The following is a 26,433-nucleotide window of genomic DNA, read 5'->3' as shown; positions in this document are numbered from 1 at the left end:
CGGTCAGCACGGCCAGCGGTACCGCTCCCCGGGCGCGACGTCCTGCCACTCCTGTGCGCTGAGTCGGCGGGTGACCATGCCGCACAGCGAGGAGACCCATCCGTCTGCCGTGACTTCGGCGATGGACGTGCCGTAGCTTCCGGCAGTCACGAGACGATCACCGTCCGGGGTGAAGCCCAGAGCGGCATCGGCGTCCACCGCGGCCACTTCGGGGCCGACCTGTCGGCGGCTGGAGATGTCCCACAACGTCACCTGCGGGCGACTGACGAGCCCACCGCCGGGGCTGCCCACGATCACGAGCCGACGCCCGTCAGGGCTGAACTGCGCACGGAACGCCCCCGAATCGGGAACGAGGTCGCTGCCGACCTTCTCCCCGTTCTCCACGTTCCACAGGGAGACGGACCGGCCTGCAAGATTGCCTGCAACTGTCGTGGTGGCCAACGTCTTTCCGTCCGGGCTGAACGCCGCGTTGGCCGCTTCGCGGATGAGGCGCAACCGGGTGCCGGAGGCCGTATCCCACAGACCGACCCCGCCGCTGCGGCCGGTGGCGGCGAGCGTTGTGCCGTCGGGACTGAGAGCAGCGTGGTCGGCGAAGCCGTCGGTCTCCGCCACCGTACGAGGCTTCCCGCCGGAATCCGCCACGTCCCACACGACGACCCTGAACTGTCCCGTCAGCGCCGCGTACAGCTTCTTGCTGTCGGGGGAGAACATCAGGGACGGAATGTGGTGCCTCTCATCGTTCCCTGCCTCGAACCGGGAGACGCGCCGGCCGTCCCGCACGCGGAAGACCTCCACGTTCATCCGGCCCTCACGGAGCCCCACGGCCACCGCGAGCAGCGAGCCATCTGGGCTGAAGGCGGGCATGCCTCCGTTCTCGCTGAGCCGGAAATTCCCGGTGCGTTCACCTGTACCAGTGTCCCAGAGGCTCACGGTCCGGCCTGAGGACGAAGCCACGGTCCGCGCGTCCTGGCTGACCGCGTAGAGACCCTCCTTCGCGGGCACCGGCAGGCGCTCGCTGATCCTCCCGGCGCCGCCCTTCTCCCAGAGCACGACGGATTCGTCGACGGCCGCTGTGGCAACAAGCGATCCGTCGGCCGTCTCCACTTCGGAAACCCGTTCGGCAGGCTCGAACTTTGGCGGGCCGTCGCCTCTGCGCATGTCCATCGCCTTTTCGACGGTGCTTGCCGACCCCATACGCCGATGGTCCAGCAGGTCCCACAGCTCGAATCGATTCTCGCCGGCCTTGGTGAGCACCGCGTAGCGTCCCCCAAGCATGGGGCCGTTGCCCTCCCGGGTGCTACCCGCAGCGGCCATACCGGGAGCCGGTACCCAAGGGTGTGCGGTTCCCTGCTCGTAGACGCGTGCCTCCCTCGCAACATTGACCAGCACCCCGTCGTCCTCGGTGAAGCCCACGAAATTGCTGTTACCGCGGTCAATGTCCTGCAAGGCCTTGTCCTGTACGGCATCGGAGTCCGTGAGCTCCATGAGCCGACCGTCACACACAGCCCTCCGCCCAGAGGGTGACATGGTCATGCCGACGCAGTTGGACTTCTCGACAATGCGATGACTACGCACATCCCACAGCACGTTGGGTGTCTGGTTCGAATCCCCGAAACCGGCAGTGGCAAAGAGACGCCGACCATCCGCACTCAGCCCTGCCGAGAGCTGGAACAGCCCGGTCGGCACACCCGCCTCGACTGTTGAGAAGCTGTCCTTGACGCGCATCGTCCTGGTGTCGGCCAGGTACACCTGTGTCGCGTCGTCCGACGTCAGTGCCACAGTCCGGCCATCGGCAGACAGGGAACGGGCGTTTTGGTCGCCGGACTCCAGCAGGCTGCCCGAAAGCACTCCCCGGCTCCGCGCCCGCTCGACATCCCAGACCTCGGTGGTCCCCCCTCGCTCCTCCACCCCACCAGCGGCTTGCCCTCGTTCGATGAGGAGGATATCCCCGCGCCGACTGAGAAGTACTTTCTTCACGGACTCGCCGCGTGGGGCGACAACTGTGCGCACCCGGTTGAAGTTGGTCAACCGCTCGGCGATGGCGTTCTGCGCCTCGGCGGTGTCCGCCTGTCCCCGCGCGGCCAACGCGTACTGCAGCGCCCTCTCCGGATCGGGGCCGGACACGTCGTCGGCCATGGCGGCCAGCTTGCGGGAGAGGGCGGCCCGGTACTGGGCCTCCGCACCGTCCTGTCCGGCAGCGACGAGCCCGGACAGGACGACGACCGCGGCCGTGCCGGCGGCCAGGGCTGACCGAATGCGGAGTGTGCGCCGTCGGACGGACCCGTGGCTTTCCTCCAGGTAGCGGCTCTGCTTCTCGGTGAGCCCGGCGTGGAAGTCCTCCTCGTCCGGGGTACGCCGCCGCCACGTCTCGGCGACGGACAGTTCGTCGGCCCGCAACAGCAGCCCGTCGCTGCGGCCGCCCTCCCACCACTGGTGCGCCAGCACGCCGAGCCGGGCGTGGAACGCCACCCACTGGTGGTGTTGGTGCACGAAGGCGACGATGTCCTCGACGCCCTGGGCCAGTTGCTCCTCGTCGGGATCCACCAACGACAGGTTCTGGTATGCCGTCAGTTCACCCCACCCGCGCTCCCGCATGAGTCCGCTGGTGCTGCCGCGCACCAGCTCCGGGTCGATCACCACAGGAAGGATGCGCTTGCGCTGCTCGATGGCCTGCCGGCATTCCTCCCAGCAGTACGTGGAGGCCAGGGCGTCCCGACTCAGCAGCACTACGAGAGCGTCCGAGGTGCGGATGCCCTCGGCAATGGACTCGCGCCACCGCTCAGAAGGAGTGATGGCCTGCCAATCGACCCAGAGCTCACCCAGCCGCCCCTCCAGACGGGCACACAACCGGCGGGCGTAATCGGTGTCCTTGCGTGAGTAACTGAGAAACACCTTGCTGGTGGACTCGGCGGGAACCCCGTACGCCCCGGGGGCACGGTCGAACGGGTCGGTCTCGGCCATGGCCCGCAGGAGCGCGTTCCGCAGCAGGAGGGAGCAGCCGGCGGCCAGCAGACCCGCGGCGCCGACCAGGAACGCCCAGTACCACTGCCGGTCGTACGTCGGCCCGAACACACTTGACACGACCTGTGCGTCGGTCCACCGCACGATGCCCTCGACCTGATCCGTGACAGGCAGCCCGGTCCCTGCGAGCACCGCTCGCACGCGGTCCCGCACCACCCAGGCACATACTCCGGAGGCCACAGCGGTGAGCAGTGCCACGACAATGGGAAGGGACACCAGCGGCCATACGGCGCGCGGCCCGGGGGTCGTGTTCTCCTGACCGACGGGTACTCCTCCGGCGCGAATCTCGACCGCACCGGACACAGCGAGCGTGGCAACCTCCACCGGCAGGAACACGAGTACGATCCAGAAGACCGGGTTGCCAGAGGGCGTCACGACGAGCGCGCCGCAGCAGAAGGCCAGCAGCGCCAGGGGCAGCGCGAGCGTCTGCACGCGCAACAGCCGCCGCCACGACCACGCAAAGGTGATGCGGTCCTTCCGCACCCGCCACAGCGCCTCGAACGAATGCCCCGGAAAGAAGACAGCGAAGGGGATCAGCAGGCCGGCCAGTGCCAGCCAAGGTCCGAACAGCGGAAGGAACACGGCCCAGCCCGCTCCACACGCAGCCAGCCAGACAGTGGCCTCACTCGACCGTAACCGCCGGACCAGCGTGGCACGATCCCTCATCAAACCAGCTGAGCCCGCCACATCTGCCCCCTCGCGGCACTGTCGTCAGCCCGGTTCGCCGCTCGGCAGTTTACTGCTGTGGCCGGGAAGGTCGACCGGGGTGGGGAAACACTCAGTCACTCGACGCCGAATCCGTCAGATCGATCAACCGGCACACCGTCTCGATGTCGATCTTCACCTGGGCGATCGACGCACGGCCCGAGAGCCAGGTGATGAGGGCCGAGTGCCAGGTGTGTTCGATGACGCGGACGGCGGAGAGCTGGTCGGGAGTGGGGTTCTCCAAGCCCATCGCGTCGAGGATGATCGCCGTGGTCTGGCGGGAGACCTGGTCGACCTCCGGGCTGACGCTGCGGTCCGCGAACGTCAGGGCGCGGACCATGGCGTCGGCGAGGTGCGGCTCGCGCTGCAGGGCGCGGAAGGCGCGCATCAGGGTCTCCGCCACCCGCTCCGCCGCCGTCTCGCCCTGCGGCGGCTTCTTCCGCAGCGTGCCGTGCATGTGCTCAAGCTGGCTCTGCATCGTGGCGACCAGCAGATGGACCTTGGACGGGAAGTAGCGGTACAGCGTGCCGAGCGCCACCTGGGAGGACTCCGCGACCTCGCGCATCTGTACCGCGTCGAAACCGCCCCGGCTCGCCAGCTGCGCGCTCGCGTGCAGGATGCGGCGCCGGCGTGCCTCCTGCCGCTCGGTGAGGGCAGGGGTGTCGGGCTGCGCCGCTGAGCGCGCGGTACTGGCTTCCACCTTGGCTTCCGCAGGCATGGGTCCCGTTCCGTGACAGTTCGGCGAGAGGAACGACGGATCAGCATGGCAGGGCATCAGGGCGCCGCGCGAATCGGTGGATTACGTGATTCACGCCGGCCCGTCGTGGTGTGAATCACCTGATCCACCGCCCATGGCGGGGCTACCTGCCGGTAGATTCGAAGCCTCTTGAACGATCAACTCTGTAACTTGTTCTAGATTACCGTCCCGGCGTACCCTCGCGGGAAAGTGCGGGGAGAAGGGGGCCCGGAGTGACCGCTGAGGCCAGGGAGGCGGGTCCCCAGGAGGGCCCCGCTGCCGACGGCATGCGACCGCTCGACATCGCGCTCCTCACCTATAAAGGGAACCCGTTCTGCGGGGGCCAGGGCGTCTACGTACGGCACCTCTCGCGCGAGCTCGCCCGGCTCGGCCACCGTGTCGAGGTCATCGGCGCCCAGCCGTACCCCGTACTCGACGTACTCGACGAGGTCCCCGCCGACGGCCCCGGCCGGCTCTCCCTCACCGAGCTGCCCAGCCTCGACCTGTACCGCCAGCCCGACCCCTTTCGCACGCCCGGCCGGGACGAGTACCGCGACTGGATCGACGCCCTGGAGGTCGCCACGATGTGGACCGGCGGCTTCCCCGAGCCGCTGACCTTCAGCCTGCGCGCCCGCCGCCATCTGCGCGCCCGGCGCGGCGAGTTCGACGTCGTGCACGACAACCAGACGCTCGGGTACGGGCTGCTGGGTGATGTGGGCGCCCCGCTCGTCACCACCGTCCACCACCCCATCACCGTGGACCGGCAGCTGGAGCTGGACGCGGCCGAGGGCTGGCGACGGAAGACGTCGGTACGGCGCTGGTACGGGTTCACGCGCATGCAGAAGCGGGTCGCGCGCCGCCTGCCGTCCGTGCTCACCGTCTCGGGCACGTCCCGTCAGGAGATCGTCGACCACCTGGGTGTCGCCGGGTCCCGTGTCCACGTCGTGCACATAGGCGCCGACACGGACCTCTTCTCACCCGACCCGTCCGTACCGCAGATACCCGGCCGCATCGTCACCACCTCCAGCGCCGACGTCCCCCTCAAGGGCCTGATCCACCTCATCGAGGCGCTCGCCAAGGTGCGCACCGAGCACCCCCGCGCGCACCTCGTCGTCGTCGGCAAGCGCGCCGAGGACGGGCCCGTCGCGCAGGCCATCGAGCGGTACGGCCTCGAAGGCGCCGTCGAGTTCGTGAAGGGCATCTCCGACGCGGAACTGGTCGATCTGGTGCGGTCGGCCGAGGTGGCGTGCGTGCCGTCGCTGTACGAGGGGTTCTCGCTGCCCGCCGCCGAGGCGATGGCCACGGGGACGCCGCTGGTCGCCACCACCGGCGGGGCGATCCCGGAGGTCGCCGGCCCCGACGGGGAGACGTGCCTCGCGGTGCCCCCCGGCGACGCGGGAGCGCTGGCCTCCGCGCTGAGTCGGCTGCTGGGCGACCCGGAGCTGCGCGTACGACTCGGCGCGGCCGGCCGGGAGCGCGTGCTGTCCCGCTTCACCTGGGCCAGGGCGGCGGAGGGCACGGTGGCCCACTACCGCGAGGCGATCGCGCGTGCCGGGAGCCGGAAAGCTCCAGCAACAGCCGCAACGGCAGCAGCAGTCGAAGTAGTCGAACCCGATCCCGAAAGCAGGGCCACGTGCTGACCGTCGACTTCTCCCGGTTCCCGCTCGCCCCGGGGGACCGTGTCCTGGACCTCGGCTGCGGAGCGGGACGGCACGCCTTCGAGTGCTACCGGCGGGGCGCCCGGGTGGTGGCGCTCGACCGGAACGGCGAGGAGATCCGCGAGGTCGCGAAGTGGTTCGCGGCGATGAAGGAGGCGGGCGAGGCCCCGGCCGGGGCGACGGCCACCGCGATGGAGGGCGACGCGCTCGCATTGCCCTTCCCGGACGCCTCCTTCGACGTCGTGATCATCTCCGAGGTCATGGAGCACATACCCGACGACAAGGGCGTACTCGCGGAGATGGTGCGCGTACTGAAGCCGGGCGGCCGCATAGCCGTCACCGTGCCGCGTTACGGGCCCGAGAAGGTCTGCTGGTCGCTCTCCGACGCGTACCACGAGGTCGAGGGCGGCCACATCCGCATCTACAGGGCGGACGAGCTGCTGGCGAAGATGCGCGAGGCCGGCCTCCGCCCGTACGGCACCCACCACGCCCACGCCCTGCACTCGCCGTACTGGTGGCTGAAGTGCGCGTTCGGCGTCGACAACGACAAGGCGCTGCCGGTGCGGGCGTACCACAAGCTGCTCGTCTGGGACATCATGAAGAAGCCGCTGGCCACCCGGGTCGCCGAACAGGCGCTGAACCCGCTGATCGGCAAGAGCTTCGTGGCGTACGCGACCAAGCCCCACCTGCCCCGCCTCTCCGAGAACCGCCGCCCCGAGAACCGCCGCTCCGGGAAGACCGAGGCGGCTGCCGAGTGACCACCCCCCGGACAGAACACCTCGTCCTGCCCGGGGTCCTCACCGCGCAGGAGGCCGCCGCGACCGTCCGCGGCATCCTTGCCGTGCAACGGGAGGACGGCGCCATCCCGTGGTTCCGCGGGCACCACCTCGACCCGTGGGACCACACCGAGGCCGCGATGGCCCTCGACGCGGCGGGCGAACACGACGCCGCCGAGCGGGCGTACAACTGGCTGCGCCGGCACCAGAACGAGGACGGCTCCTGGTACGCGGCGTACGCCGACGGCGACCCGGACGACGTCATGGACCGCAGCCGGGAGACGAACTTCGTCGCGTACGTGGCCGTGGGCGTCTGGCACCACTACCTGTCCACGGGCGACGACATGTTCCTGGACCGCATGTGGCCGACCGTGCACGCGGCGGTGGAGTTCGTGCTGGGCCTCCAGCAGGCCGGCGGCCAGATCGGCTGGCGGCAGGACGACGACGGCACGCAGACCGCCGACGCGCTCCTCACCGGCTCGTCCTCCGTCCACCACGCGCTGCGCTGCGCGCTGGCCATCGCCGAGCAGCGGGAAGAGCCGCAGCCGGACTGGGAGTTGGCGGCGGGCACGCTGCGGCACGCGATACGGCGCCACCCGGAGCGGTTCCTGGACAAGGACCGCTACTCGATGGACTGGTACTACCCGGTGCTGGGCGGCGCCCTCACCGGCCCGGAGGCCAAGTCCCGTATAGAGGAGGGCTGGGACCGTTTCGTGGTCCCCGGCCTCGGGGTCCGCTGCGTGGTCCCGAACCCGTGGGTGACGGGCGGCGAGTCCGCCGAACTCGCCCTGGCCCTGTGGGCGATGGGCGAGTCCGACCGTGCCCTGGAGATCCTCCAATCGATCCAGCACCTGCGCGACGCGAGGACCGGCCTGTACTGGACGGGGTACGTCTTCGAGGACGGCGCGATCTGGCCCGAGGAACTCACCACCTGGACCGCCGGCTCCCTGCTCCTGGCGGTGGCGGCCCTGGGCGGCGACGAACCCACGTGTGCGGTTTTCGGGGGCGAGCGCCTGCCGCGCGGGCTCGACACGGAGTGCTGTTAGGCGCTGCCGCGGCTCTCAGCGCCGGGCCTCAGGAGTTGAGCTCCGCCAGCACCCGCAGCGTTAGCCGGTCCGGGGACAGGAGCAGCAGGTCCGTCACCGGGCCCTTGCGCCACGACTCCAGGCGCTCGGCGATCCGCTCCCTCGGGCCGACCAGGGAGATCTCGTCCGCGAAGGCGTCCGGGACGGCGAGGACGGCCTCCTCACGGCGGCCCTCCAGGAACAACTGCTGGATCCGCCGCGCCTCCTCCTCGTAGCCCATGCGCGCCATGAGGTCGGCGTGGAAGTTCCGCTTGGCGTGGCCCATGCCGCCGATGTAGAAGCCGAGCATCGTCTTCACCGGCAACAGCCCCTCGGCCACGTCGTCGCAGACCTGGGCACGGACCATGGGCGCGACAAGGAAGTGAGATTTGCTCGATCCCTCGCGGGCGTCGGGTGCCTCGGCGAGCGAGGCCTCGTACACCTCCGTACGCGTCGGCGACCAGTACAGCGGCAGCCAGCCGTCCGCGATGCGCGCCGTCTGCGCGATGTTCTTCGGGCCCTCCGCGCCCAGCAGAATCGGGAGGTCGGAGCGGAGGGGATGCGTGATCGGCTTCAGGGGTTTGCCGAGGCCGGTGCAGTCCTCGCCGCGGTACGGGTGGGAGTGGAAGCGCCCGTCCAGTTCGACGGGGGCCTCGCGCCGCAGCACCTGGCGTACGACGTCGACGTACTCCCTGGTCGCGGTGAGCGGCGACGACGGGAACGGGCGCCCGTACCAGCCCTCGACGACCTGCGGGCCGGAGAGCCCGAGGCCCAGGAGCATCCGGCCGCCGGAGAGGTGGTCGAGGGTGAGGGCGTGCATCGCGGTGGTCGTGGGTGAGCGGGCCGCCATCTGGGCAACCGCCGTGCCCAGCCTGATCCTTGAGGTCCGGGCCGCGATCCAGGTCAGCGGGGTGAAGACGTCCGAGCCCCAGGACTCCGCCGTCCACACGGAGTCGTAGCCGAGCCGCTCGGCCTCCTGCGCGAGCGGAACGTGGTCCGGCGAGGGGCCGCGGCCCCAGTAGCCGAGTGCGAGACCGAGCCGCATGCCAGCCTGCCTCCTGACGATTCGTCAGCTTCGGGTGTGCGGGAGGCGACTGTACGACAACGGCCCCTCGCCCGGAAGGGGCGAAGGGCCGTGCGGGTGCGGGCCGACGTGTCAGCCGCGCTGGATACCACTCGTGTCCTGGAGCACACCACGGCGACCGTCCTGTGTCTGGGCGACCAGGCTCGGGCCGCGCTGCTCGACGGCCAGGTACCAGGTGCCCGGCGCCAGCTCGGCGATCGTCGACTGCGAGCCGTCCTCCGCGAACAGCGGGCGCGGCACCGGCACCGCGAACCAGAACGGGGAGAAGTCGCTCACCGGAGGCTGCGGGGCCTGCGCCTGCTGCGGCTGCGCGCCGTACGGCTGGCCCGGCTGCGGCTGACCCGGCTGGGGCTGGCCGCCGAAGGGCTGCCCCGGACCCGGCTGCTGGGCACCCGGGTAGCCGTACCCGTTCGGCGGCTGCGCGCCGTACGGCTGCGGGGCCTGCGGGCGCGGGGCAGGGACGAGGACGGCCTTCAGGGCCGGGACGAGGGGGGTGGCGACCGCCCCGGCGGCCATGGCCAGGGTGGCGATGAGGGCGAGGATCAGGCCGGTTCCGGGGCTGACGCCGATGTCCGCACTGCTGCTGTTGTCGGCTCCGCCCATGACGTCGAAGATGTTGCCCAGGGCGCTCCACGCGGCGAAGATCGTGAACGCGACGCCGAACTGGCCGAGGTCGAGTCCGGCGGCCTTCGGCATCTGCGGCAGGTTCCGGGAGGCGACGACGAGCGCGGCGCCGATGATCCCCGCCAGGACGACACTGAGCACCACGGGGCCGCTTCCCCAGAGGTTCGGGAGGTCGGCGCTGTCGGGGGCCCCGTCGACGGAGTAGAGGTCGAGGAACGACGCGATGAACAGCAATACCGCTGCTCCGATCACCACGCCGTCGCCTCTAGTGAGGGAGCGGATATTCACTTCAGGTCCTTCGTCAGTCGTCACGTCATCGGTGGAGGCGTCGCTGGCACCAAGTCGCCGTACGGCCGTGGTGTGAAGCGCAGAGGTGGCCCCTCATCGTAGGGACGACACTATCGTCCGATCAGTGACGGTGTCCGCCGGGATCAGCCCGCTGAACACTGCTCCCCGTTACTTGCGCAGGAAGCTCACGATTCCCTCAGAGATGCCCTGCGCCGCCTTCTGCCGCCAGGCACCGCTGGTGAGGAGTGCGGCGTCCTTGCTGTCGCGCATGTTGCCGCACTCGATGAACACCTTGGGGACAGTCGACAGATTGAGACCGCCCAGGTCCTTGCGCGTGACGAGGCCGGTGCCGCCGCCGACGTAGTTGGAGGGCGCGCTGCCCGTGTTGCGGACGAACCTGCCCGCGACCCGCTCTCCCAGGTCGCGGGAGGGGGCGACGATCAGCCGGGTGTCGGCGCCGCCGTCGTTCACGGCGCCCGGGAGGATCACATGGAACCCGCGGTTCCCGGCGCCCGAGCCGTCCGCGTGGACGGACACGACGGCGTCGGCGTCCGCCTCGTTCCCGATCCGCGCCCGCTCGTCGACGCACGGCCCCCATGCCCGGTTGCCGTCCTGCGTGAACTTCACCGTGGCGCCCTGCTCTTCAAGGATCTTGCGCGCCCGCCGCGCCACGTCCAGCGTGAAGTCGGCCTCCCGGTAGCCCGAGTTGGTGGAGGTCCCAGTCGTGTCGCATTCCTTGAAGTTTGTCCCGATGTTCACCTTGCGGTTGATCTCGGTGGTGTGCTGGAAGTTGCCGGGGTTGTGACCGGGGTCGATGACGACGACCTTGCCGGTGAGGGGACCGGAGGCGGCGGGACCTGAGGGCGAGCCGGAGGCCGAGGGGCTGGGGACCTTGTCGTCGTCGCCGGATCCGGTGGAGGCCGACTTCCCCGAGCCCGATCCGGAGCCCGACCCGGAAGGCGTCGACGTCCTCGCCGAGCCGTTGTCCGGGGCGCCCGCGGTGGACGACGCCCCCGCCGCGGCACTGCCGGACCCGCCCGCGTCTCCTCCGCTCCCCGCGGCCTGCCACACCAGCCACCCTGCCAGTGCACCCGGCACCAGCGCGGCGGCCGCGACCACCAACGGGCGGCGCAGCGGCGAACGGCGGGGCTGGGGCGGATCGAAGTCCGGGCCTACGTACGACACGACCGCCACCTTACGGGGCGACCCCTGGGCCCGCAGGCCGCCGGGGTCGCTCGGGTGAAGGCTGTGCGGGTGATGAACTCCGTGCGGGTGGTGGCCGGCTCAGATCCCCGTCCCCGTCCGCCGCAGCACCCGCAGCGAGCCGGTCGTCGAGACCTCCGTGAACGCTCCGGACCTCAGGGCCCTGAGGTGGACGCGGTACGGGGCCTGGCCGGTGAACTCGTCCACCGGGTCCGGGAACACGTCGTGGATGAGGAGCAGACCGCCCTCGGCCACATGGGGTGCCCAGCCCTCGTAGTCGGCACTCGCGTGCTCGTCGGTGTGACCGCCGTCGATGAAGACGAGGGCGAGGGGTGTGCCCCAGATCGCCGCGATCTGCGGGGAACGGCCGACCAGGGCGACGACGTGCTCCTCCAGTCCCGCCCTGTGGAGCGTGCGGCGGAAGGTGGGCAGTGTGTCCATCAGGCCGAGCTCGGGGTCGACCGTCTCCGGGTCGTGGTAGTCCCAGCCGGGCTGCTGCTCCTCGCTGCCGCGGTGGTGGTCGACCGTCAGCGCGGTGACCCCGGCTGCCCGGGCCGCGTCGGCGAGCAGGATCGTGGACCGTCCGCAGTACGTGCCCACCTCCAGGAGGGGGAGCCCGAGCCGGCCCGCCTCGACGGCCGCCGCGTACAGCGCGAGCCCCTCGTCGGTGGGCATGAATCCCTTGGCGGCCTCGAACGCGGCCAGGGTCTCCGGCTTGGGTGCTGCGGGCATGGGGCTCCTTTGGGTCGTACGTGTGTCCGGGCGCCCATGCTGCCGTACCCCCGGGCCGGAGACGGGCCGGGGGCACGGGTCGGGGGTACGGGTGAGGCCTTCGGGTCAGGAGTTCAGTTCAGGAGTTCAGGTGTCCAGGAGTCCGGCTCAGGCCTTCACGGTGGCGGTCGGCAGGGGCAGGTCCACGTCGATCGGGTGGGCGTCGCCCGTGTGGGTCGCCGACGAGGCGAGCGGGCCGTGGCCGGTGGCGCGGGCCGCCAGCACGTAGGTGCCCTCGGCGGGGACCGCGAGGGCGTACGAGCCGTCCTCGGCGGTGACCGTCGCGCCCGCCCGGCGTCCGCGCGGGTCGATCAGCGTGACCTTGGCGCGGGCGACCGGGGTGCCCTCGGCGTCCAGGACACGGCCGCGGAAGCCTCCCAGCACCTCGGCGGCCCGGCGCAGGGCCGCGTCCTCCTCGCTGCTCGCGCGCAACTGCGGCCTGGTCGCGGGGCGGCTGCCCGGCAGGAACAGGGCGAGGGCCAGGCCCAGGACGACCGCGGCCGTGGCGATCAGGAAGGAGATCCGGAAGCCGTGCATGGTGGGGACCGCGACGCCGTTCACGGTGTTCGCGGTGTTGGCGAGGACCATGCCGATGACGGCACTCGACACCGACGTACCGATGGAGCGCATGAGGGTGTTCAGGCCGTTGGCCGCGCCCGTCTCGGAGGCCGGGACCGCGCCGATGATCAGGGCGGGGAGCGAGGAGTAGGCGAGGCCGATGCCGGCGCCCAGGACCACCGCGATGACGAGGCTCTGCCAGGCGGCGTTCATCAGGCCGAGGCCGGCGCCGTAGCCGATCGCGATGATCACCATGCCGAGGATCAGGGTGACCTTGGGGCCGTACTTCGCCGACAGACGGGCGTAGACGGGGGCCGTGAACATCATCGTCAGGCCCAGTGGAGCGACGATCAGGCCCGCGGCGACCATCGACTGGCCGAGGCCGTAGCCGGTGGACTTCGGCAGCTGGAGCAGCTGGGGGAGGACGAGGGAGACGACGTAGAAGCTGACGCCGACCATGATCGAGGCGAGGTTGGTGAAGAGGACGGCGGGGCGGGCCGTGGTGCGCAGGTCCACGAGGGGCGCCTTCAGGCGCAGCTCCATGACACCCCACAGGACGAGGACGACGGCAGACGCGGCGAACAGGCCGAGCGTGGTGCCCGAGGTCCAGCCCCAGTCGCTGCCCTTGGTGATCGGCAGGAGGAAGAGGACGAGACCGGTGGAGAGGCCGAGTGCGCCGAGGACGTCGAAGCTGCCCTCGGCGCGCATCGGGGACTCCGGTACGGCGAGGAGAGTGAGGACGATCGAGAGGATGCCGAGGCCGGCGGCGCCGTAGAAGAGGGCGTGCCAGTTGGCGTGCTGGGCGACCAGGGCCGCGGCGGGCAGCGCGAGGCCGCCGCCGACGCCGATCGAGGAGCTCATCAGGGCCATGGCCGAGCCGAGCCGCTCGCGGGGCAGCATGTCGCGCATCAGGCCGATACCGAGGGGTATCGCGCCCATGGCGAAGCCCTGGAGGGTGCGGCCGACGATCATCGGGAGCAGTGTGCTGGTGAACGCGCTGATCAGCGCACCGACCACCATCACGGCGAGGCTGAGGACCAGCAGGCGCCGCTTGCCGTAGAGGTCGCCGAGGCGCCCCATGATCGGCGTCGCCACGGCGCCCGAGAGCAGCGTCGAGGTCAGGACCCAGGTGGCGTTGCTCGGGGTGGTGTCCAGCAGCGTCGGCAGGTCCTTGATGACCGGTACGAGCAGGGTCTGCATCACCGCGACAACGATCCCCGCGAAGGCCAGGACCGGGACGAGCGCTCCGGTCGGCCTCCGGGTGGGCCGGTCTGCGGTCGTGTGCGTCATTGCGTGAGGCCTCCAGGCCGCGTGAGAAGGGGTACGTGGATGCTGAACCCCGTGTGCCTGGGCAACTATTCCGATGTTTTGGGTACCTAACGAATTCTTGACCTTCCTATGGGGATCTGACGTGCCGTCATGGTGGTCCGGCCCCGTATGGCGTAGGTCTCACGCCCGAGGTGCACCGGCGCGAAATGCCGATGCCGCGGGCGCCGGGTGGTTGAGAGCATGAGCCTCATGCTCAGAGCCGCCGAAGACACCCGCGCATCGCGCCGTACCGCGCCGCCCACCTGGCTCCTGGTCGCGCTCGCCTGCGCCGGGCAGTTCCTCGTCGTCCTGGACGTGTCCGTCGTCAATGTGGCCCTGCCGTCGATGCGGACCGACCTGGGGCTCGGCGTGACGGGGCTGCAATGGGTGGTGAACGCGTACACCATCGCCTTCGCCGGCTTCATGCTGCTGGGAGGGCGGGCCGGTGACCTGTACGGGCACAAGCGAATGTTTCTCCTGGGGCTCGCCCTCTTCACACTGGCGTCGCTCGGCGGCGGCCTTGCCCAGGACGGCTGGCACCTGCTCGTCGCGCGGACCGTCCAGGGGCTCGGGGCCGCGGTGCTCGCGCCCTCGACGCTGACCATCGTCACCTCGGCGGTGCCGGAGGGGCCCGCCCGCGCACGGGCCATCGCCACGTGGATGGCGGTCGGCGCGGGCGGCGGAGCGGCGGGCGGCCTGGTCGGCGGGGTACTGGTGGACGCCCTGTCGTGGCGGTGGGTGCTCCTCATCAACGTGCCCGTGGGTGCCGTGGTGCTGACCGGCGCGGCATGGCGGCTCGTCGAGAGCCGGGCGCGGGACCGGCGTCGGCTCGACCTGCCGGGCGCGGTCCTGGTGACGGCGGGTCTCGCGGGCCTCGCCTACGGCATCGTGCAGACGGAGGCCGTGGGCTGGACGGCGGCCGTGACGCTGGTGCCGCTGTTCGCCGGACTGGTGCTGATCGGCGCCTTCCTGGCCGTCGAGGCGCGGACGCGGGCACCGCTGATGCCGCCGAAGCTGCTGCGGCTGCGGTCGGTGGCGTCGGCGAACACGGCGATGTTCCTGTGCGGTGGGGTGATGTTCTGCACCTGGTACTTCATGACGCTGTACGCGCAGACCGTGCTCGGCTACACCCCGCTGGAGGCCGGGCTCGCGGGGATACCGAGTTCGCTCGCGGTGGTGCTCGGCGCCCAGCTCGCGCCGCGGCTCATGCGGGTGCTCGGGGCGCGCCATGTCGTGGTGCTCGGGATTCTGGTGGCAGCCGTCGGGTTCGGGTGGCAGTCGACGATGACGGCGGACGGTTCGTACGTGACCGCGATCATGATCCCCGGAGTCCTGATGATGGCCGGCGGCGGCCTGTCGGCGACCCCGTTGGCCGCGCTCGCCACGTCCGGGGCGGCCCCAGGGGACGCCGGTCTGGTGTCCGGGCTCGTCAACACCTCGCGGACGATGGGCGGCTCACTCGGTCTCGCCGTCATGTCGACGATCGCGGCGGCCCGTACGGCGGGCGGCACCTCACCGGAGGCGCTGACGGACGGGTACGCGCTGGTGTTCCGCACGGGCGGAACCGTGCTCGTCGTGGCGGCGGTGCTGATGCCGGCCTGGCTGCCACGGCGGACGCCGACGGACTGACCTCCGGCCTCCGGCCCGCTACAACCACCCCTGCTGCCGGGCCTCCCGCATCGCCTCCATGCGGTTGCGGGTGCCCGTCTTGCCGATGGCGGAGGAGAGGTAGTTGCGGACGGTGGACTCGGAGAGGTGGAGCCGGTCCGCGATGTCGGCGACGGTCGCCCCGTCCGCGGAGGCATTGAGTACATCGCACTCGCGGGCCGTGAGCGGGTTGGGGCCCGCGCTGAGGGCGGCCGCGGCGAGCACCGGGTCGATCACCGTCTCGCCGGTCAGCACGCGGCGCACCGCCTCGGCGAGCTCCTCCACCGGTCCGTCCTTCACTAGGAACCCGGCCGCGCCCGCCTCCATGGCCCGGCGCAGGTAGCCGGGCCGGCCGAAGGTGGTGAGGATCAGCACCCGGCAGTCCGGCACCTGGTCGCGCAGGTCGGCGGCAGCGTCCAGGCCGCTCTTTCCGGGCAGTTCGATGTCGAGCAGTGCGACGTCGGGACGGCGGGTGAGCGCGGCGTCCACAATTGCGTCCCCGGCCGCGACCTGCGCCACGACCTCGATGTCCGCCTCCATGCCCAGGAGCAGCGCGAGGGCGCCTCGCATCATGCCCTGGTCCTCGGCGAGGAGGACTCTGATGGACTTGGCGGGATGATGCTCCCGCGGCATCTCGTTCACGGAGAACAGGCTAGAGCGGGGTGCTTGTCGGGGCGCGTCCAGCAGGGCGGTGGACAGACGAAAGCACCGCCCGGCATGTGGCCGGGGCGTGCGGTGTCAGCGGGCGGTTATGCGTCCTGTGCCGACCAGCAGCCCCGAACTCTGCTGCCGGCTTGCAGCTCCTGCCGCCCGTCGGCATGGCACGCCCGCAGCCCTCGCAGCCGAGCGAGTCGGTGACGAGATGCTTCGCGTGCGTGTTTCGTTTACGGTCGACCGGGACGAGATTGCCCTTGCTCAGCGATCCCTGTGCTGCTCCACCACGTCCCCCTCCAGCACATCCCGCCCCATCAAGTCAGCCCAGTCCACGGGCAGTTCCGCCCGCACCACGAAACCGTCCCTCGCCCCCGGACCCGCTTCAAGAGAGCCGCCCGCCGCGGCGAGGCGTTCCGTGAGCCCTTTCAGGCCGGTGCCGCTGCCGGACGCAGAGCCGGGGACCGGCCCCGTACCGTCGTCCGAGAACACAAGCCGGACCCGCTCCTTCGTGCCCGTGAGACCGATGGCGCAGTGGGCCGCCCCGCTGTGTCGTACGACGTTGGTGACCGCCTCGCGGACCACCCAGCCGAGCAGGGTCTCGGTCTGGGGGGACAGAGGCGGTCCGGACATGCGTACGGAGGACGTGACCCCGGCAGCCGTCAACGCCGACTGCGCGCGGTCGAGCTCCGTGGTCAGACTGCCCTCCCGGTAGCCGGTCACCGCCTCGCGGATCTCGGTCAGGGCCTGGCGGCCGACCGACTCGATGTCCCGTACCTGGAGCAGCGCCGCGTCCAGGTCGCGCGGGGCCAGGCGGCGGGCCGCCTCCGACTTCACGACGATCACCGAGAGCGTGTGGCCGAGCAGGTCGTGCAGGTCGCGGGAGAACCGCAGCCGCTCCTTCTCGACCGCGCGGCGCGCCAGCTCCTCCCGGGCGGCACGCAGTTCGCGCACCGCCTCCGAGAGGGACAGGATCGCCGCGGTCACCATGGTGGACAGGAAGGTGCCGTACGCCACGTTCACCGCACCCCAGCCGTCCCGCACCCCGGCCACCACCCCCGCGAGCACGCTCAGCGCGAAACAGGTCCTGCCGAGCCACCGGCCCCGTACGACCGCGCCCGTCGCCAGGCCCAGCAGGGGGAAGAACAGCAGCCAGCTGCCGCCATAGCCGATCGCGAGTGAACAGGTCACCACCCCCAGTAGGACGAGCGCCACGCGGGTGGAGCGCGCCTCGCGCTTCTCCTTCACGAAGGCACGGAACGTCACGTAGATGTAGAGGGAGTTGAAGGCGAACAGGCCCACGCTCCCGATCAGGGGGTTCGGGGTCCTGCCCTGGAAGAGGTTCGAGAAGGCGCCCATGCCCATCAGAAGCCAGGGCAGCAGGGCGAAGCCGCTGGGCGGCGGGCCCAGTCTCTCGGGGAGCGTCGCGTCCGTGCGGCACGTCACCCGGCGCGTTCGGTATGCCCGATACTTTCGAGATATCCGGGACGCCCTGATCAGGGCCATGGGACCAATCCGGACCATGAGACCACCCCCGTTCAGACGGTCCGCCCGGACCGCCGGTACGACAGCACAGCGTACGAACCGAACAGCAGCAGCCAGGCCGTGAGCACCGTGATCGTGCCGAGGGTGGGGGCGTGGCCGTCGGCGACCGCCGTGCCGAGTGAGGCGAAGCGGTTCCCGGGCGTGTAGGCGGACAGGGAGCGCAGCCAGTCGGGGAAGAGCGAGAGCGGGAACCACAGGCCGCCGACCACCGCGAGCCCCAGGTTGCACACCATGTTCACCACGCCCGTGGTCTGGGCGGTCAGCCGGTAGCCGTTGCCGAGTCCCAGCAGCGTGAACGGGACCGAGCCGAGCCACAGCAGCACCGCGATCGCGGCCCACTGCCACGCGTCCAGCCGTACGCCGTTGACGAGACCGCCGGCGGCCAGTACGGCCACGATGGCCGGCAGCACGGTCACCGACCCCGTCAGTGCCCGGCCCAGCACCACCTCGCGCGACGTCATCGGGGTGACGCGCAGTTGCCGCAGCCAGCCGACCGTCCGGTCCTCGGCGACCCCGCCACCGGTGTTCAGCGCCGAGCCCAACGCCCCGTACGCGGCCATGCCGACCATCGAGGCGGTTTTCCAACTCCCCTCCTGATCGCCGAGGTTGGTGAACAGCAGGTACATCATCACCGGCATCGCCACGCCACCGATCACGAACCCCGTATCGCGCAGCGTCCGGCGCACTTCGAGCCGTAGATAGTCGAGCATCAGACGGTCTCCCTGTCCGGCGTGGCCGTACGGCTGCCCGTCAGGGCCAGAAACGCGTCGTCCAGTGACGCCGAAGCGACCTCCAGCCCCCGTATGGCGTCCAGCCGCGCCAGCGCGACCACCGTCGCGTCCGAGTCGTCCGTGCGCAGCCGGGCCCGCCGCCCGCGCACCTCGACGGACACCACACCCGGCAGCAACTCCAGACCGTCGGCCGTACGGCCCTCCAGATCGATCGAGACGAGGTTGCCGCCGGCCGACCGCCTCAGCTGCTCGCCCGTTCCGTCGGCGACGATCCGGCCGCGGTCGATCACCACGATCCGGTCGGCGTGCGCGTCGGCCTCCTCCAGGTAGTGCGTGGAGAACAGCACGGTGTGCCCGCGGCGTGCGTACGCCCGCATCGACTCCCAGAACGCGTGCCGCGCCTCCACGTCCAGGGCGGCCGTCGGCTCGTCGAGGACGATCAGCGCGGGGTTCCCGGCCAGCGCCACCGCGAAGCGCACCCGCTGCGTCTGGCCGCCGGAGAGCCGGTCGACCCGGCGGTTCGCCAGGTGCGCGACGCCGGCCAGCTCCAGCGCGTCGGCCACCGGCAGCGGCTCCGGATAGCGCCCGGCCACGAAGGAGACCAGCTCGCGCACGGTGACCCGGGGCACGGCCCGGGCGTCCTGCAACATCGCGCCGACCCGCCCGGCGCGCACCGCCTCCTCAGGCGGAGCGCCGAACAGCTCCACCCGCCCCTCGTCCGGCTCGTTCAGGCCCAGCAGCAGCGAGATCGTCGTGGACTTCCCGGCCCCGTTGCGGCCGAGCAGCGCGACGGTCTCGCCGCGCGCGATCTCCAGGTCCACTCCGTCGACGGCCCGTACGGAGCCGAAGGCCTTGACCGCACGGGCGAAGGACACGGCCTGAGACCGAGGCGGTGTTGCAGCTCTTTCCGTCATGGCTACGACGCTACGAGCCACCGGGCGGTCACGGCAGATGCGCTTGTACGGATCCGGGTGGGACAAATGTCACGGCTGTCACGGCACGCGGAGACAGCCGGGGACCATGGATCTGACGTAGCGTCAGAACCCTTCACAAGTGTACGCGGCTCGGCTATACAGAGGTCGCCGGACTGGAACGCGTTCTAGGGATTTCCAGGGATCTCCAGGGAGGGCGGGTTCCGCGGCCCCGTGACGACCTCGGTGCGGCCGATGGTGCGGACGGCCGTGCCGAGGTCTCTTCCCGTCGACGAGCCGTTCCCGCACCCCAGCCGCCCCGATCAGGAGCCCCATGCCCATCGACGCAGCCCTGGCCCTCGCGGCCGAGCCCCGGTCCGGGGAGATCTCCTGGACCCCGAAGGACGTCCAGCTGTACCACCTCGGCGTGGGCGCCGGCGCGAATCCCGACAAGCACAGCCCCGCCACCGATCCCGACGAACTGCGCTACAGCCTGGAGTCCCGGCTGCACGTCCTGCCGAGCTTCGCCACCGTCGCGGGCGCCGGTTCGCCCGGGGTGATCAGCGGCCTGTCCATGCCCGGCGTCGACGTGGACCTGGCCCACGTCCTGCACGGCGGCCAGGCCGTCGAGATCCACCGTCCCCTCCCGGTCGAGGGCACCGCGACCGCCACCTCCCGTATCGCCGCCGTGTACGACAAGGGCAAGGCGGCCGTCCTCGTCATGCGCACCGAAGTCATCGGCGCCGAGGGCCCGTTGTGGACCAACGACGCGCAGATCTTCGTACGGGGGGAGGGCGGCTTTGGCGGAGACCGCGGACCGTCCGCCCGACGCGAACCGCCCGCCGGCGAGCCCGACAAGGTCGTCGAACGCCCGATCCGTGAGGACCAGGCACTGCTCTACCGCCTCTCCGGCGACTGGAACCCGCTGCACGCCGATCCGGAGTTCGCCAAGGTCGCCGGGTTCGAACGGCCCATCCTGCACGGGCTGTGCACCTACGGCATGACCCTCAAGGCGGTCGTCGACACGTTGCTCGGCGGCGATGTGAGCCGGGTGCGCTCGTACACCACACGATTCGCCGGGGTCGTGTATCCGGGGGAGACGCTGCGCATCCGCATGTGGCGTGGGGACGGCCGGGTCCAGGTTTCGGTGACGGCCGTCGACCGGGACGACGCCCCCGTACTCGCCGACACCCTCGTCGAACACTCCTGAGCAGCCCAGCACTCCGGTACGTCCAGCACCCCGCACGACCAGTACTCCGGCACGACCAGTACTCCGGCACGACCAGTACTCCCGCACGTCCAGTACTCCGGTACAACCAGTACTCCGGTACTCCTGAGGGGAGCCGCACCATGCGCGCAGCCGTACTGCACGAGATCGGCCAGGACAAGCTCGACGTCCTCGACGACGTCGAGGCGGTGGGCTTCGGGCCCGGCAGGGTGAGGATCCGGGTACGGGCCACGGGCCTGTGTCACTCCGACCTGTCCGCCATGGCCGGGGTCCTGCCGCAGCCGGCGCCGTTCGTGCTGGGCCACGAAGGGGCGGGCGAGATCCTCGAAGTCGGGGAAGGCGTCAGCCACTTGAAGGCGGGCGACCGGGTGATCGTCTGCTGGTTGCCGGCCTGCGGCGCATGCCCCGCCTGCAAGCGCGGCCAGACCGAGCTGTGCCTGGCCGGGTTCATGAACGCGGGCACCCCCAACTTCAAGCGGCCCGGCGGCAGTTCTCCTGATGTATTCGGCTTCGCGGGCACCGGCACCTTCACCGAGGAGGTCGTCGTCGACGCGGGCTGTGCGGTGCCGATCCCCGACGACGTGCCCTTCGACATCGCCGCCCTCATCGGCTGCGGCGTCACCACCGGGCTCGGCGCCGCGCTCAACACGGCGGACGTGGAGCCGGGTTCGTCGGTCGCCGTCATCGGCTGCGGGGGAGTAGGCATCTCCGCGATCCAGGGCGCACGGCTCAAGGGCGCCGCCGAGATCATCGCCGTCGATCCGGTCGCCTCCCGACGGGAGTCCGCGCTGAAGTTCGGCGCGACGAAGGCGGTGGCGCCGGAGGAACTGGCCGACACCAAACAGTCGGTGACGGCCGGCGAGGGTTTCGACTACGTCTTCGAGGTGGTCGGCAGGTCCGCGACCGCACGGACGGCGTACGACATGACGCGGCGCGGCGGCACGCTGGTCGTCGTGGGCGCGGGCGCCATGGACGACTTCCTCCAGTTCAACATGTTCGAGCTGTTCTTCGACGAGAAGCGCATCCTGCCGTCGATGTACGGCGGCGGGGACGTGGTGCGGTCGTACGAGCGGACGATCGCGCTGTGGCGCGCCGGGCGCATCGACCTCTCGGGCCTGATCACCCACCGGGTGCCGCTGGCCGACGTCAACGAGGCGCTGCACCAGATGCGGACGGGCACGGCGCTGCGGACGTGCGTAGAGATCTGAGAACCCGAGAACCCGAGGACTTGAGAGCCCGGGGACTTGAGAGCCCGAGGACTTGAGAGCCCGAGGACTTGAGAACCCGAGGACTTGAGGATTCATTGATGAGCTTCCATGCGGCGGAGGGGCGTTGATGTCACTGCCACTTGAGGGCCGGTCCGCGATCGTCACGGGCGCGGGCCGCGGACTGGGCCGGGCCGAGGCGCTGGAACTCGCCCGGCTGGGCGCCGCGGTCGTCGTCAACGACTACGGTCAGCCGGGCCGCGACGGCTCGGGCGAGGCGTCCACCGGGCCGGCCGAGGACGTCGCCGCCGAGATCCGGGCGGCGGGCGGCGCGGCCGTCACCCACACGGGAGACGTGGCGGACCACGAACAGGCCGGGGAACTGGTCGAGTTGGCGATCACGGAATTCGGGAAGCTGGACATCCTCGTCAACAACGCGGGCATCCTGCGCGACCGGATGGTCTTCTCGATGTCGGAGGACGAGTGGGACGCCGTCATCCGAGTCCATTTGAAGGGCCACTTCAACACGACGCACTTCGCGGCAGCGCACTGGCGGGCGCGCAGCAAGGCGGAGGGCGGGCGGCCGGTGTACGGACGGATCGTGAACACCTCGTCGGAGGCGTTCCTGGCGGGCTCGGCAGGACAGCCCAACTACGCGGCGGCGAAAGGCGGAATCGTCGGCCTGACGACATCGACGGCGGCCGCCCTCGCAAAGTACGGCGTGACGGCGAACGCGATCTGCCCGCGGGCGCGGACGAGGATGACGGCGGACGTCTTTGCGGACGTGTTCGCGGGCGTGGAGCAGCCCGGGGACGCCGGTGCCGACGGCGGTGGCCTGGACCCGTTGGCCCCCGAGCATGTCGCGCCGCTCGTCGGGTACTTGGCGTCGCCCGCGGCCGCGCACGTGAACGGGCAGCTCCTCGTCGTGCACGGCGGGATGGTCGCGGTCGTCGAACGGCCCCGGGTGGCCGCCCAGTTCGACACCGAGCGGGACGCTTTCACGTACGAGGAGCTGGACGCTCTGCTCAGCCCGTACTACGCCGGGCGGCCGAGGAACGAGACGTTCGCGGCGGTGGAGGTGCTGGGGCTCAGGCGGGGACGCTGAGGGGCCGTACGGAATGCAACGGCCCCACTTACTGTCGTCGTGTTCGCGTCAGGTATGGTAGCTGCCTTCCTCTTACGTACGGAACCCAACGACACATGGGGGTAGGACGTGTCAACCGGGACGGAAATCGAGGATCCGGCAGCCCTCAATCGTGCGGGCACGGGTGCGCGCGAGATCGAGGGGCAGACGCGAACTGCCGGTGCGCATCCGGTGGACGAGACGCGTACGGCAGCCGGGGACTTCGGCAGTGGCAACTGGGACGGTGGGCTGGGCGGGGCGCTTACTGGCCTGGCGGAGACCTGGTCGTCTCAGGTCTCCGCACTCGCGGGCAAGTGTGACAGCCTCGCCGGCCAGTGCGGAGTTTCGGGAGTGCTGTATCAGCGCACGGAAGCCGCGAACGCGCAAACCATGAACTCTCTGGCGAGTGACTTCGGCTGAACCAGGCCTTCCATCCCACCGCCACCGCGCCAACCAGACAAGACTCACGACTTCACGGGGACCCGCCGAGCTCATGCCGACGTACGAGCAGCTGTACCACCTCAAGCTCAGCAACCTCAAAGCGGCCGCTGAGCGCTGGGAGGAGACCGTCACCAAGTTCAAGGGGCTGCACACCGCGTACGGCGATCAGGTCGCCAGCCCCTTCCGGCAGGCAGGCTGGACCCAGCCGGTCCTGACGGCGGCCAAAGCCGACAACGACGTACGCGCCGCCCACCAGGAGTTCGAGGACGCCCACAAGGAGGCGAAGGGCATCGCCGGTGTCCTCACGACCCTGCATGCCGAGCTGAAGAAGGCGAAGAACGACCTCCACCACCTCGCCGACGTCGAGGCCAAGCAGCAGGATCTCCTCGTCAGCCCCACCGGCACCGTCACCCCGCGCTACGACCTCTCCCAGGACGTCGGCGCCAGCCACGACCCCGACGGCCAGGGCGCCATCCGCGAACAGCAGGAAGCCTGCGACGCCTTCGCTCGCCGCATCGACCGCGTTCTGCAGCGCGCCGCCGCCGCCGACGACACCGCCTGCTGGGCCCTGCGCCGCGACCTCGGCGGAGACAAGACCGACTTCAACTCCAAGGTCGTCACCTCCCTCGACGACGCCGACGCCACCCGCGCCTTGGAACTGGCGCAAAAGGGCTCGGACATGTCGGACAGTGAACTCCGGAAGTTCAACGAGCTGTTGCGGGCCAACAAGAACGACAAGGAGTTCGCCGAGAAGTTCACCACAGGAATGGGCGGCCGGGGGACGCTGGAGTTCTGGGAGGGCATGGATCTCCACGGCGATCCGGCCCCCGAGGGCGCCCGCAAGGAGCTCCTGGAGCAGACCCGCAGCCAGCTCGGTGGGACCCTCGCCACCGCCACCGAGTCCGACAGCAGGGCGATGCGGGAGTGGAAGGAGGACGTGATCGCCGCAGGCCCCTACCCGCTCGATCACGACCTCAACAAGCCCCGGGGATTCCAGGTGATGTCGGACCTGATGAACTCGGGCCGCTACGACAGCGCATTTCTGAAGGACTACGGGAACGCCCTGATCGACTATGAGAAGGACGCCACCAAGAACGGTGACTCCCTGAGTAACGAGTACCTCGGTAAGACCATCCCCGGCAGCGGCCTTGACGGCGGTGACATCGACCTCACCAACGACTGGGGCACCGACCCCATGACCGGCTACATGAACGCCCTCGGCCACAACCACCAGGCGTCCACCGAATTCTTCTCCGACAAGGGCAACTTCGACTACGTGGTGGGAGGTGATGGAGTCAAGGGTGCCCGCGACTGGCCCGAGGACGCTCACCCGCAGTACGAGAACGGCACTTCCCGTGGCTACAACGCTCTCGGCCATGCCCTGGAATCCGCCACCACGGGGAGCGACTACGGCGCCGCCAAACCCGAACTCCACCGGGGTGAGGAGGAACGCGCCGTCATGCAGCGGGTCATGGAACGCTACGGGGATCCCGAGGTGGAGCTGATGGACAAGCAGACGGGCATCTCCGACAGCATGGGGCGCATCGGCGCCGCCTACATCGACGACCTCAACTACGGCATTTCGGGACTGGATGCCTCCGACCAAAGCCAGCGAGGTATGGAGGAGCTGTTCGGCGTCAAGGACGAGAACCGAATCGAACCGGTCGCTGCCCAGCAGTTCGTCCGCGAACTCGGCAACGACGAGACCTCGCACGGCATCATGTCTCAGGCCCAGCAAGCGTTCACCACCAGCCGTATCCAGGCCCACGAAGGCACCGCTGAGGCGTATCGGGCCGCCGAGTGGGGGATGACGATGCACGGTGCCCTCGATGAGGCGCGCGCCGAACAGATCGGCCGCGACTACCGTGAGAGCGACGAGGACTACAACCACGAACTCGCGAAGTCCGCAGCCTGGAAGCAAGCGGGAGTCTCCGTCACCGTGGGCGGTGCCACAACCGGGGTCGAAGCAGCTGCCACCATCCTGGCCCCGCAAGCAGCGCCCATCATCCTTCCCATCGCCGAGGCCGCTGGCTCAGCTGTGGAAACCGGCCTGGGCAACGAGATCGCCGACTCCCTCAAGGAAAACGAGCGGGACAGCACCGGCAAAGCCATCAACAGCATCGATGAATTCGACTACGAATCCAAGAAACTGGCCAGAACAGGAATCGACAACTACATGGACAGCCAAGGCGTGGTGGGTGCATCGCGGGACACCCGGAACACGGCACTCGACGCCGCATACGCCCGGGGTAGTCGCATAACAGATACGGACAACTCCCGATGACCCCGAAGCCTCACCGTCATCAAGCCACGGTTGCAGCTCTGGCGCTTGCCGCCCTCATCACCGCCTGCACTGCTTCACCGAATGAGCCCAAACCCGCCCCCATCAAGCCAGTCGCGGCGGACGAGATCTGTGGCGGCATGTTCGGCAGCAGCACAATGCGAGACCTTCAGCAGTTGCTCGTCGGCCGGAAGGAGTTCTATCCGCGTACGCGATCCGAGGGGACGAGAGTCGAGCGGGTCGCAGAGCAAATGCGTAAGGAAGCCCCAGGCAGCAGCAAGCCGAACTACACCAGAGCCTCCTCCGTCTGTTCCTTCCTGCTGTGCAAGGAAGATGTGCGAACGCCGTGCGGTGGCCAAAGGGAAATCGACTTCTACTTCGGCTGGACCCGGCACCCGTACTTCACCAAAGAGGAGAAGTCTGAAACCCTCGATTTCACCGTAGGCGATGCGGAGATGACGCGCGCTGTGGACGACCTCCGGCGTTCAACAGCACGCTTCGCATGCAGGCTTCCGAGTGGCCACGACGGTGCCGTACAAGGCTACTTTGAGGGGTATTGGGACAACGACCTCGACGACGTAACCAAGCAGAGCAATACTCGACTCAGAGTGTTGCTCTCAGCCGCATCCAAGGTAAGTAAGTCCTTGGGCTGCACGAACAGTCCTAACCTCTCGCCCTCTGGCGTCGAGGAGTCTCGCCAGAATGAGACCACTTGACCATGGTTTCGTGAGAGCGGGGTGGACGGGTTCACCGCTCCTTGTGCAGCTCTCTGCTACTGGCGCGGTGAGCACTACCCGGCAGGTCCATCCGGCGCCGAGGACTGCGTTCCGCTACCGCTGGTAGGGGTTGCTCCCGGGTGGGGGCTGGTTCGGCG

At 70.0% G+C, this 26,433-nt stretch carries 21 protein-coding genes; 10 read left to right on the top strand and 11 right to left on the bottom strand.

Going from position 1 to position 26,433, the window contains the following annotated elements:
* Positions 1–3 precede the first annotated feature (3 nt).
* Entirely contained in the window at positions 4–3,603 is a 3,600-nt protein-coding gene (locus FPZ41_RS14115) for a TIR domain-containing protein (RefSeq protein WP_194236084.1), read from the bottom strand.
* Between the two features lie 196 nt (positions 3,604–3,799).
* Positions 3,800–4,444, bottom strand: a complete 645-nt coding sequence (locus FPZ41_RS14110) for a TetR family transcriptional regulator (RefSeq protein ID WP_152862534.1) — start codon at positions 4,442–4,444, stop codon at positions 3,800–3,802.
* 251 nt (positions 4,445–4,695) lie between these two features.
* Between FPZ41_RS14110 and FPZ41_RS14105 the strand changes: the two genes are divergently transcribed.
* Genes FPZ41_RS14105 through FPZ41_RS14095 form a run of 3 tightly spaced genes read left to right on the top strand, consistent with a single transcriptional unit; the run spans position 4,696 to position 7,942 of the window.
* Positions 4,696–6,102 carry a glycosyltransferase family 4 protein gene (locus tag FPZ41_RS14105; RefSeq protein ID WP_322620209.1) on the top strand — a complete coding sequence of 469 codons (1,407 nt, stop codon included), beginning with the start codon at positions 4,696–4,698 and terminating at the stop codon, positions 6,100–6,102.
* Positions 6,096–6,878, top strand: coding sequence for a class I SAM-dependent methyltransferase (locus FPZ41_RS14100; RefSeq protein WP_322620208.1), 783 nt, complete (start codon positions 6,096–6,098; stop codon positions 6,876–6,878). Before FPZ41_RS14105 ends, FPZ41_RS14100 begins: the two co-directional genes overlap by 7 nt.
* Entirely contained in the window at positions 6,875–7,942 is a 1,068-nt protein-coding gene (locus FPZ41_RS14095) for a prenyltransferase/squalene oxidase repeat-containing protein (RefSeq protein ID WP_322620207.1), read from the top strand. Before FPZ41_RS14100 ends, FPZ41_RS14095 begins: the two co-directional genes overlap by 4 nt.
* A gap of 28 nt (positions 7,943–7,970) precedes the next feature.
* On the opposite strand, the gene FPZ41_RS14090 is transcribed toward FPZ41_RS14095, so the two are convergent.
* From FPZ41_RS14090 to FPZ41_RS14070, 5 genes are all read right to left on the bottom strand, one after another.
* Positions 7,971–9,005, bottom strand: coding sequence for an LLM class F420-dependent oxidoreductase (locus tag FPZ41_RS14090; protein WP_152862532.1), 1,035 nt, complete (start codon positions 9,003–9,005; stop codon positions 7,971–7,973).
* A 111-nt stretch (positions 9,006–9,116) separates the two neighbouring features.
* Entirely contained in the window at positions 9,117–9,956 is an 840-nt protein-coding gene (locus tag FPZ41_RS14085) for a DUF5336 domain-containing protein (protein ID WP_322620206.1), read from the bottom strand.
* Between the two features lie 168 nt (positions 9,957–10,124).
* Positions 10,125–11,141: an N-acetylmuramoyl-L-alanine amidase gene (locus tag FPZ41_RS14080; protein ID WP_322620205.1), complete on the bottom strand. Its 1,017-nt coding sequence runs from the start codon at positions 11,139–11,141 to the stop codon at positions 10,125–10,127.
* Positions 11,142–11,240: 99 nt separating this feature from the next.
* Entirely contained in the window at positions 11,241–11,891 is a 651-nt protein-coding gene (locus tag FPZ41_RS14075; RefSeq protein ID WP_152862528.1) for a class I SAM-dependent methyltransferase, read from the bottom strand.
* A gap of 147 nt (positions 11,892–12,038) precedes the next feature.
* A complete protein-coding gene (locus FPZ41_RS14070; protein WP_152862526.1) occupies positions 12,039–13,778 on the bottom strand; it encodes an MFS transporter in 1,740 nt (579 codons plus the stop codon).
* 219 nt (positions 13,779–13,997) lie between these two features.
* Here FPZ41_RS14070 and FPZ41_RS14065 point away from each other — a divergent pair, with 219 nt between their 5' ends.
* Positions 13,998–15,425 carry an MFS transporter gene (locus FPZ41_RS14065; RefSeq protein ID WP_152862524.1) on the top strand — a complete coding sequence of 476 codons (1,428 nt, stop codon included), beginning with the start codon at positions 13,998–14,000 and terminating at the stop codon, positions 15,423–15,425.
* Positions 15,426–15,443: 18 nt separating this feature from the next.
* Here FPZ41_RS14065 and FPZ41_RS14060 read toward each other — a convergent pair whose 3' ends face one another.
* The 4 genes from FPZ41_RS14060 to FPZ41_RS14045 all read right to left on the bottom strand — a co-directional run bounded on the left by FPZ41_RS14060 (position 15,444) and on the right by FPZ41_RS14045 (position 19,284).
* Complete coding sequence (locus FPZ41_RS14060; RefSeq protein ID WP_152862567.1) at positions 15,444–16,076, bottom strand: response regulator transcription factor; 633 nt, start codon at positions 16,074–16,076, stop codon at positions 15,444–15,446.
* Positions 16,077–16,358: 282 nt separating this feature from the next.
* Complete coding sequence (locus FPZ41_RS14055) at positions 16,359–17,618, bottom strand: sensor histidine kinase (protein ID WP_407698779.1); 1,260 nt, start codon at positions 17,616–17,618, stop codon at positions 16,359–16,361.
* 14 nt (positions 17,619–17,632) lie between these two features.
* Positions 17,633–18,349 (bottom strand): ABC transporter permease, encoded by a 717-nt coding sequence (locus FPZ41_RS14050; protein WP_152862520.1) that lies wholly within the window; start codon positions 18,347–18,349, stop codon positions 17,633–17,635.
* Positions 18,349–19,284, bottom strand: a complete 936-nt coding sequence (locus FPZ41_RS14045; protein ID WP_152862518.1) for an ABC transporter ATP-binding protein — start codon at positions 19,282–19,284, stop codon at positions 18,349–18,351. Before FPZ41_RS14045 ends, FPZ41_RS14050 begins: the two co-directional genes overlap by 1 nt.
* A gap of 331 nt (positions 19,285–19,615) precedes the next feature.
* On the opposite strand from FPZ41_RS14045, the gene FPZ41_RS14040 reads away from it, so the two are divergent.
* The 6 genes from FPZ41_RS14040 to FPZ41_RS14015 all read left to right on the top strand — a co-directional run bounded on the left by FPZ41_RS14040 (position 19,616) and on the right by FPZ41_RS14015 (position 26,275).
* On the top strand, positions 19,616–20,491 hold the full coding sequence (locus tag FPZ41_RS14040; protein ID WP_152862516.1) for a MaoC/PaaZ C-terminal domain-containing protein: 876 nt from the start codon (positions 19,616–19,618) through the stop codon (positions 20,489–20,491).
* 140 nt (positions 20,492–20,631) lie between these two features.
* Positions 20,632–21,717, top strand: a complete 1,086-nt coding sequence (locus FPZ41_RS14035; RefSeq protein ID WP_152862514.1) for a Zn-dependent alcohol dehydrogenase — start codon at positions 20,632–20,634, stop codon at positions 21,715–21,717.
* A gap of 127 nt (positions 21,718–21,844) precedes the next feature.
* A complete protein-coding gene (locus FPZ41_RS14030) occupies positions 21,845–22,819 on the top strand; it encodes a 3-oxoacyl-ACP reductase (protein WP_152862512.1) in 975 nt (324 codons plus the stop codon).
* A gap of 108 nt (positions 22,820–22,927) precedes the next feature.
* A complete protein-coding gene (locus tag FPZ41_RS14025; protein ID WP_131570107.1) occupies positions 22,928–23,257 on the top strand; it encodes a hypothetical protein in 330 nt (109 codons plus the stop codon).
* A 73-nt stretch (positions 23,258–23,330) separates the two neighbouring features.
* Positions 23,331–25,562 carry a hypothetical protein gene (locus FPZ41_RS14020; protein ID WP_152862510.1) on the top strand — a complete coding sequence of 744 codons (2,232 nt, stop codon included), beginning with the start codon at positions 23,331–23,333 and terminating at the stop codon, positions 25,560–25,562.
* Positions 25,559–26,275, top strand: a complete 717-nt coding sequence (locus FPZ41_RS14015; RefSeq protein WP_152862508.1) for a hypothetical protein — start codon at positions 25,559–25,561, stop codon at positions 26,273–26,275. The genes FPZ41_RS14020 and FPZ41_RS14015 overlap by 4 nt, the downstream gene beginning before the upstream one ends.
* Positions 26,276–26,433 lie beyond the last annotated feature (158 nt).

This window comes from Streptomyces acidicola, from assembly GCF_009377235.1.
Classification (GTDB): Bacteria; Actinomycetota; Actinomycetes; order Streptomycetales; family Streptomycetaceae; genus Streptomyces; species Streptomyces acidicola.
Note: the sequence above shows the minus strand (reverse complement) of the source record. Positions and strands in the feature narration are given on the sequence as shown.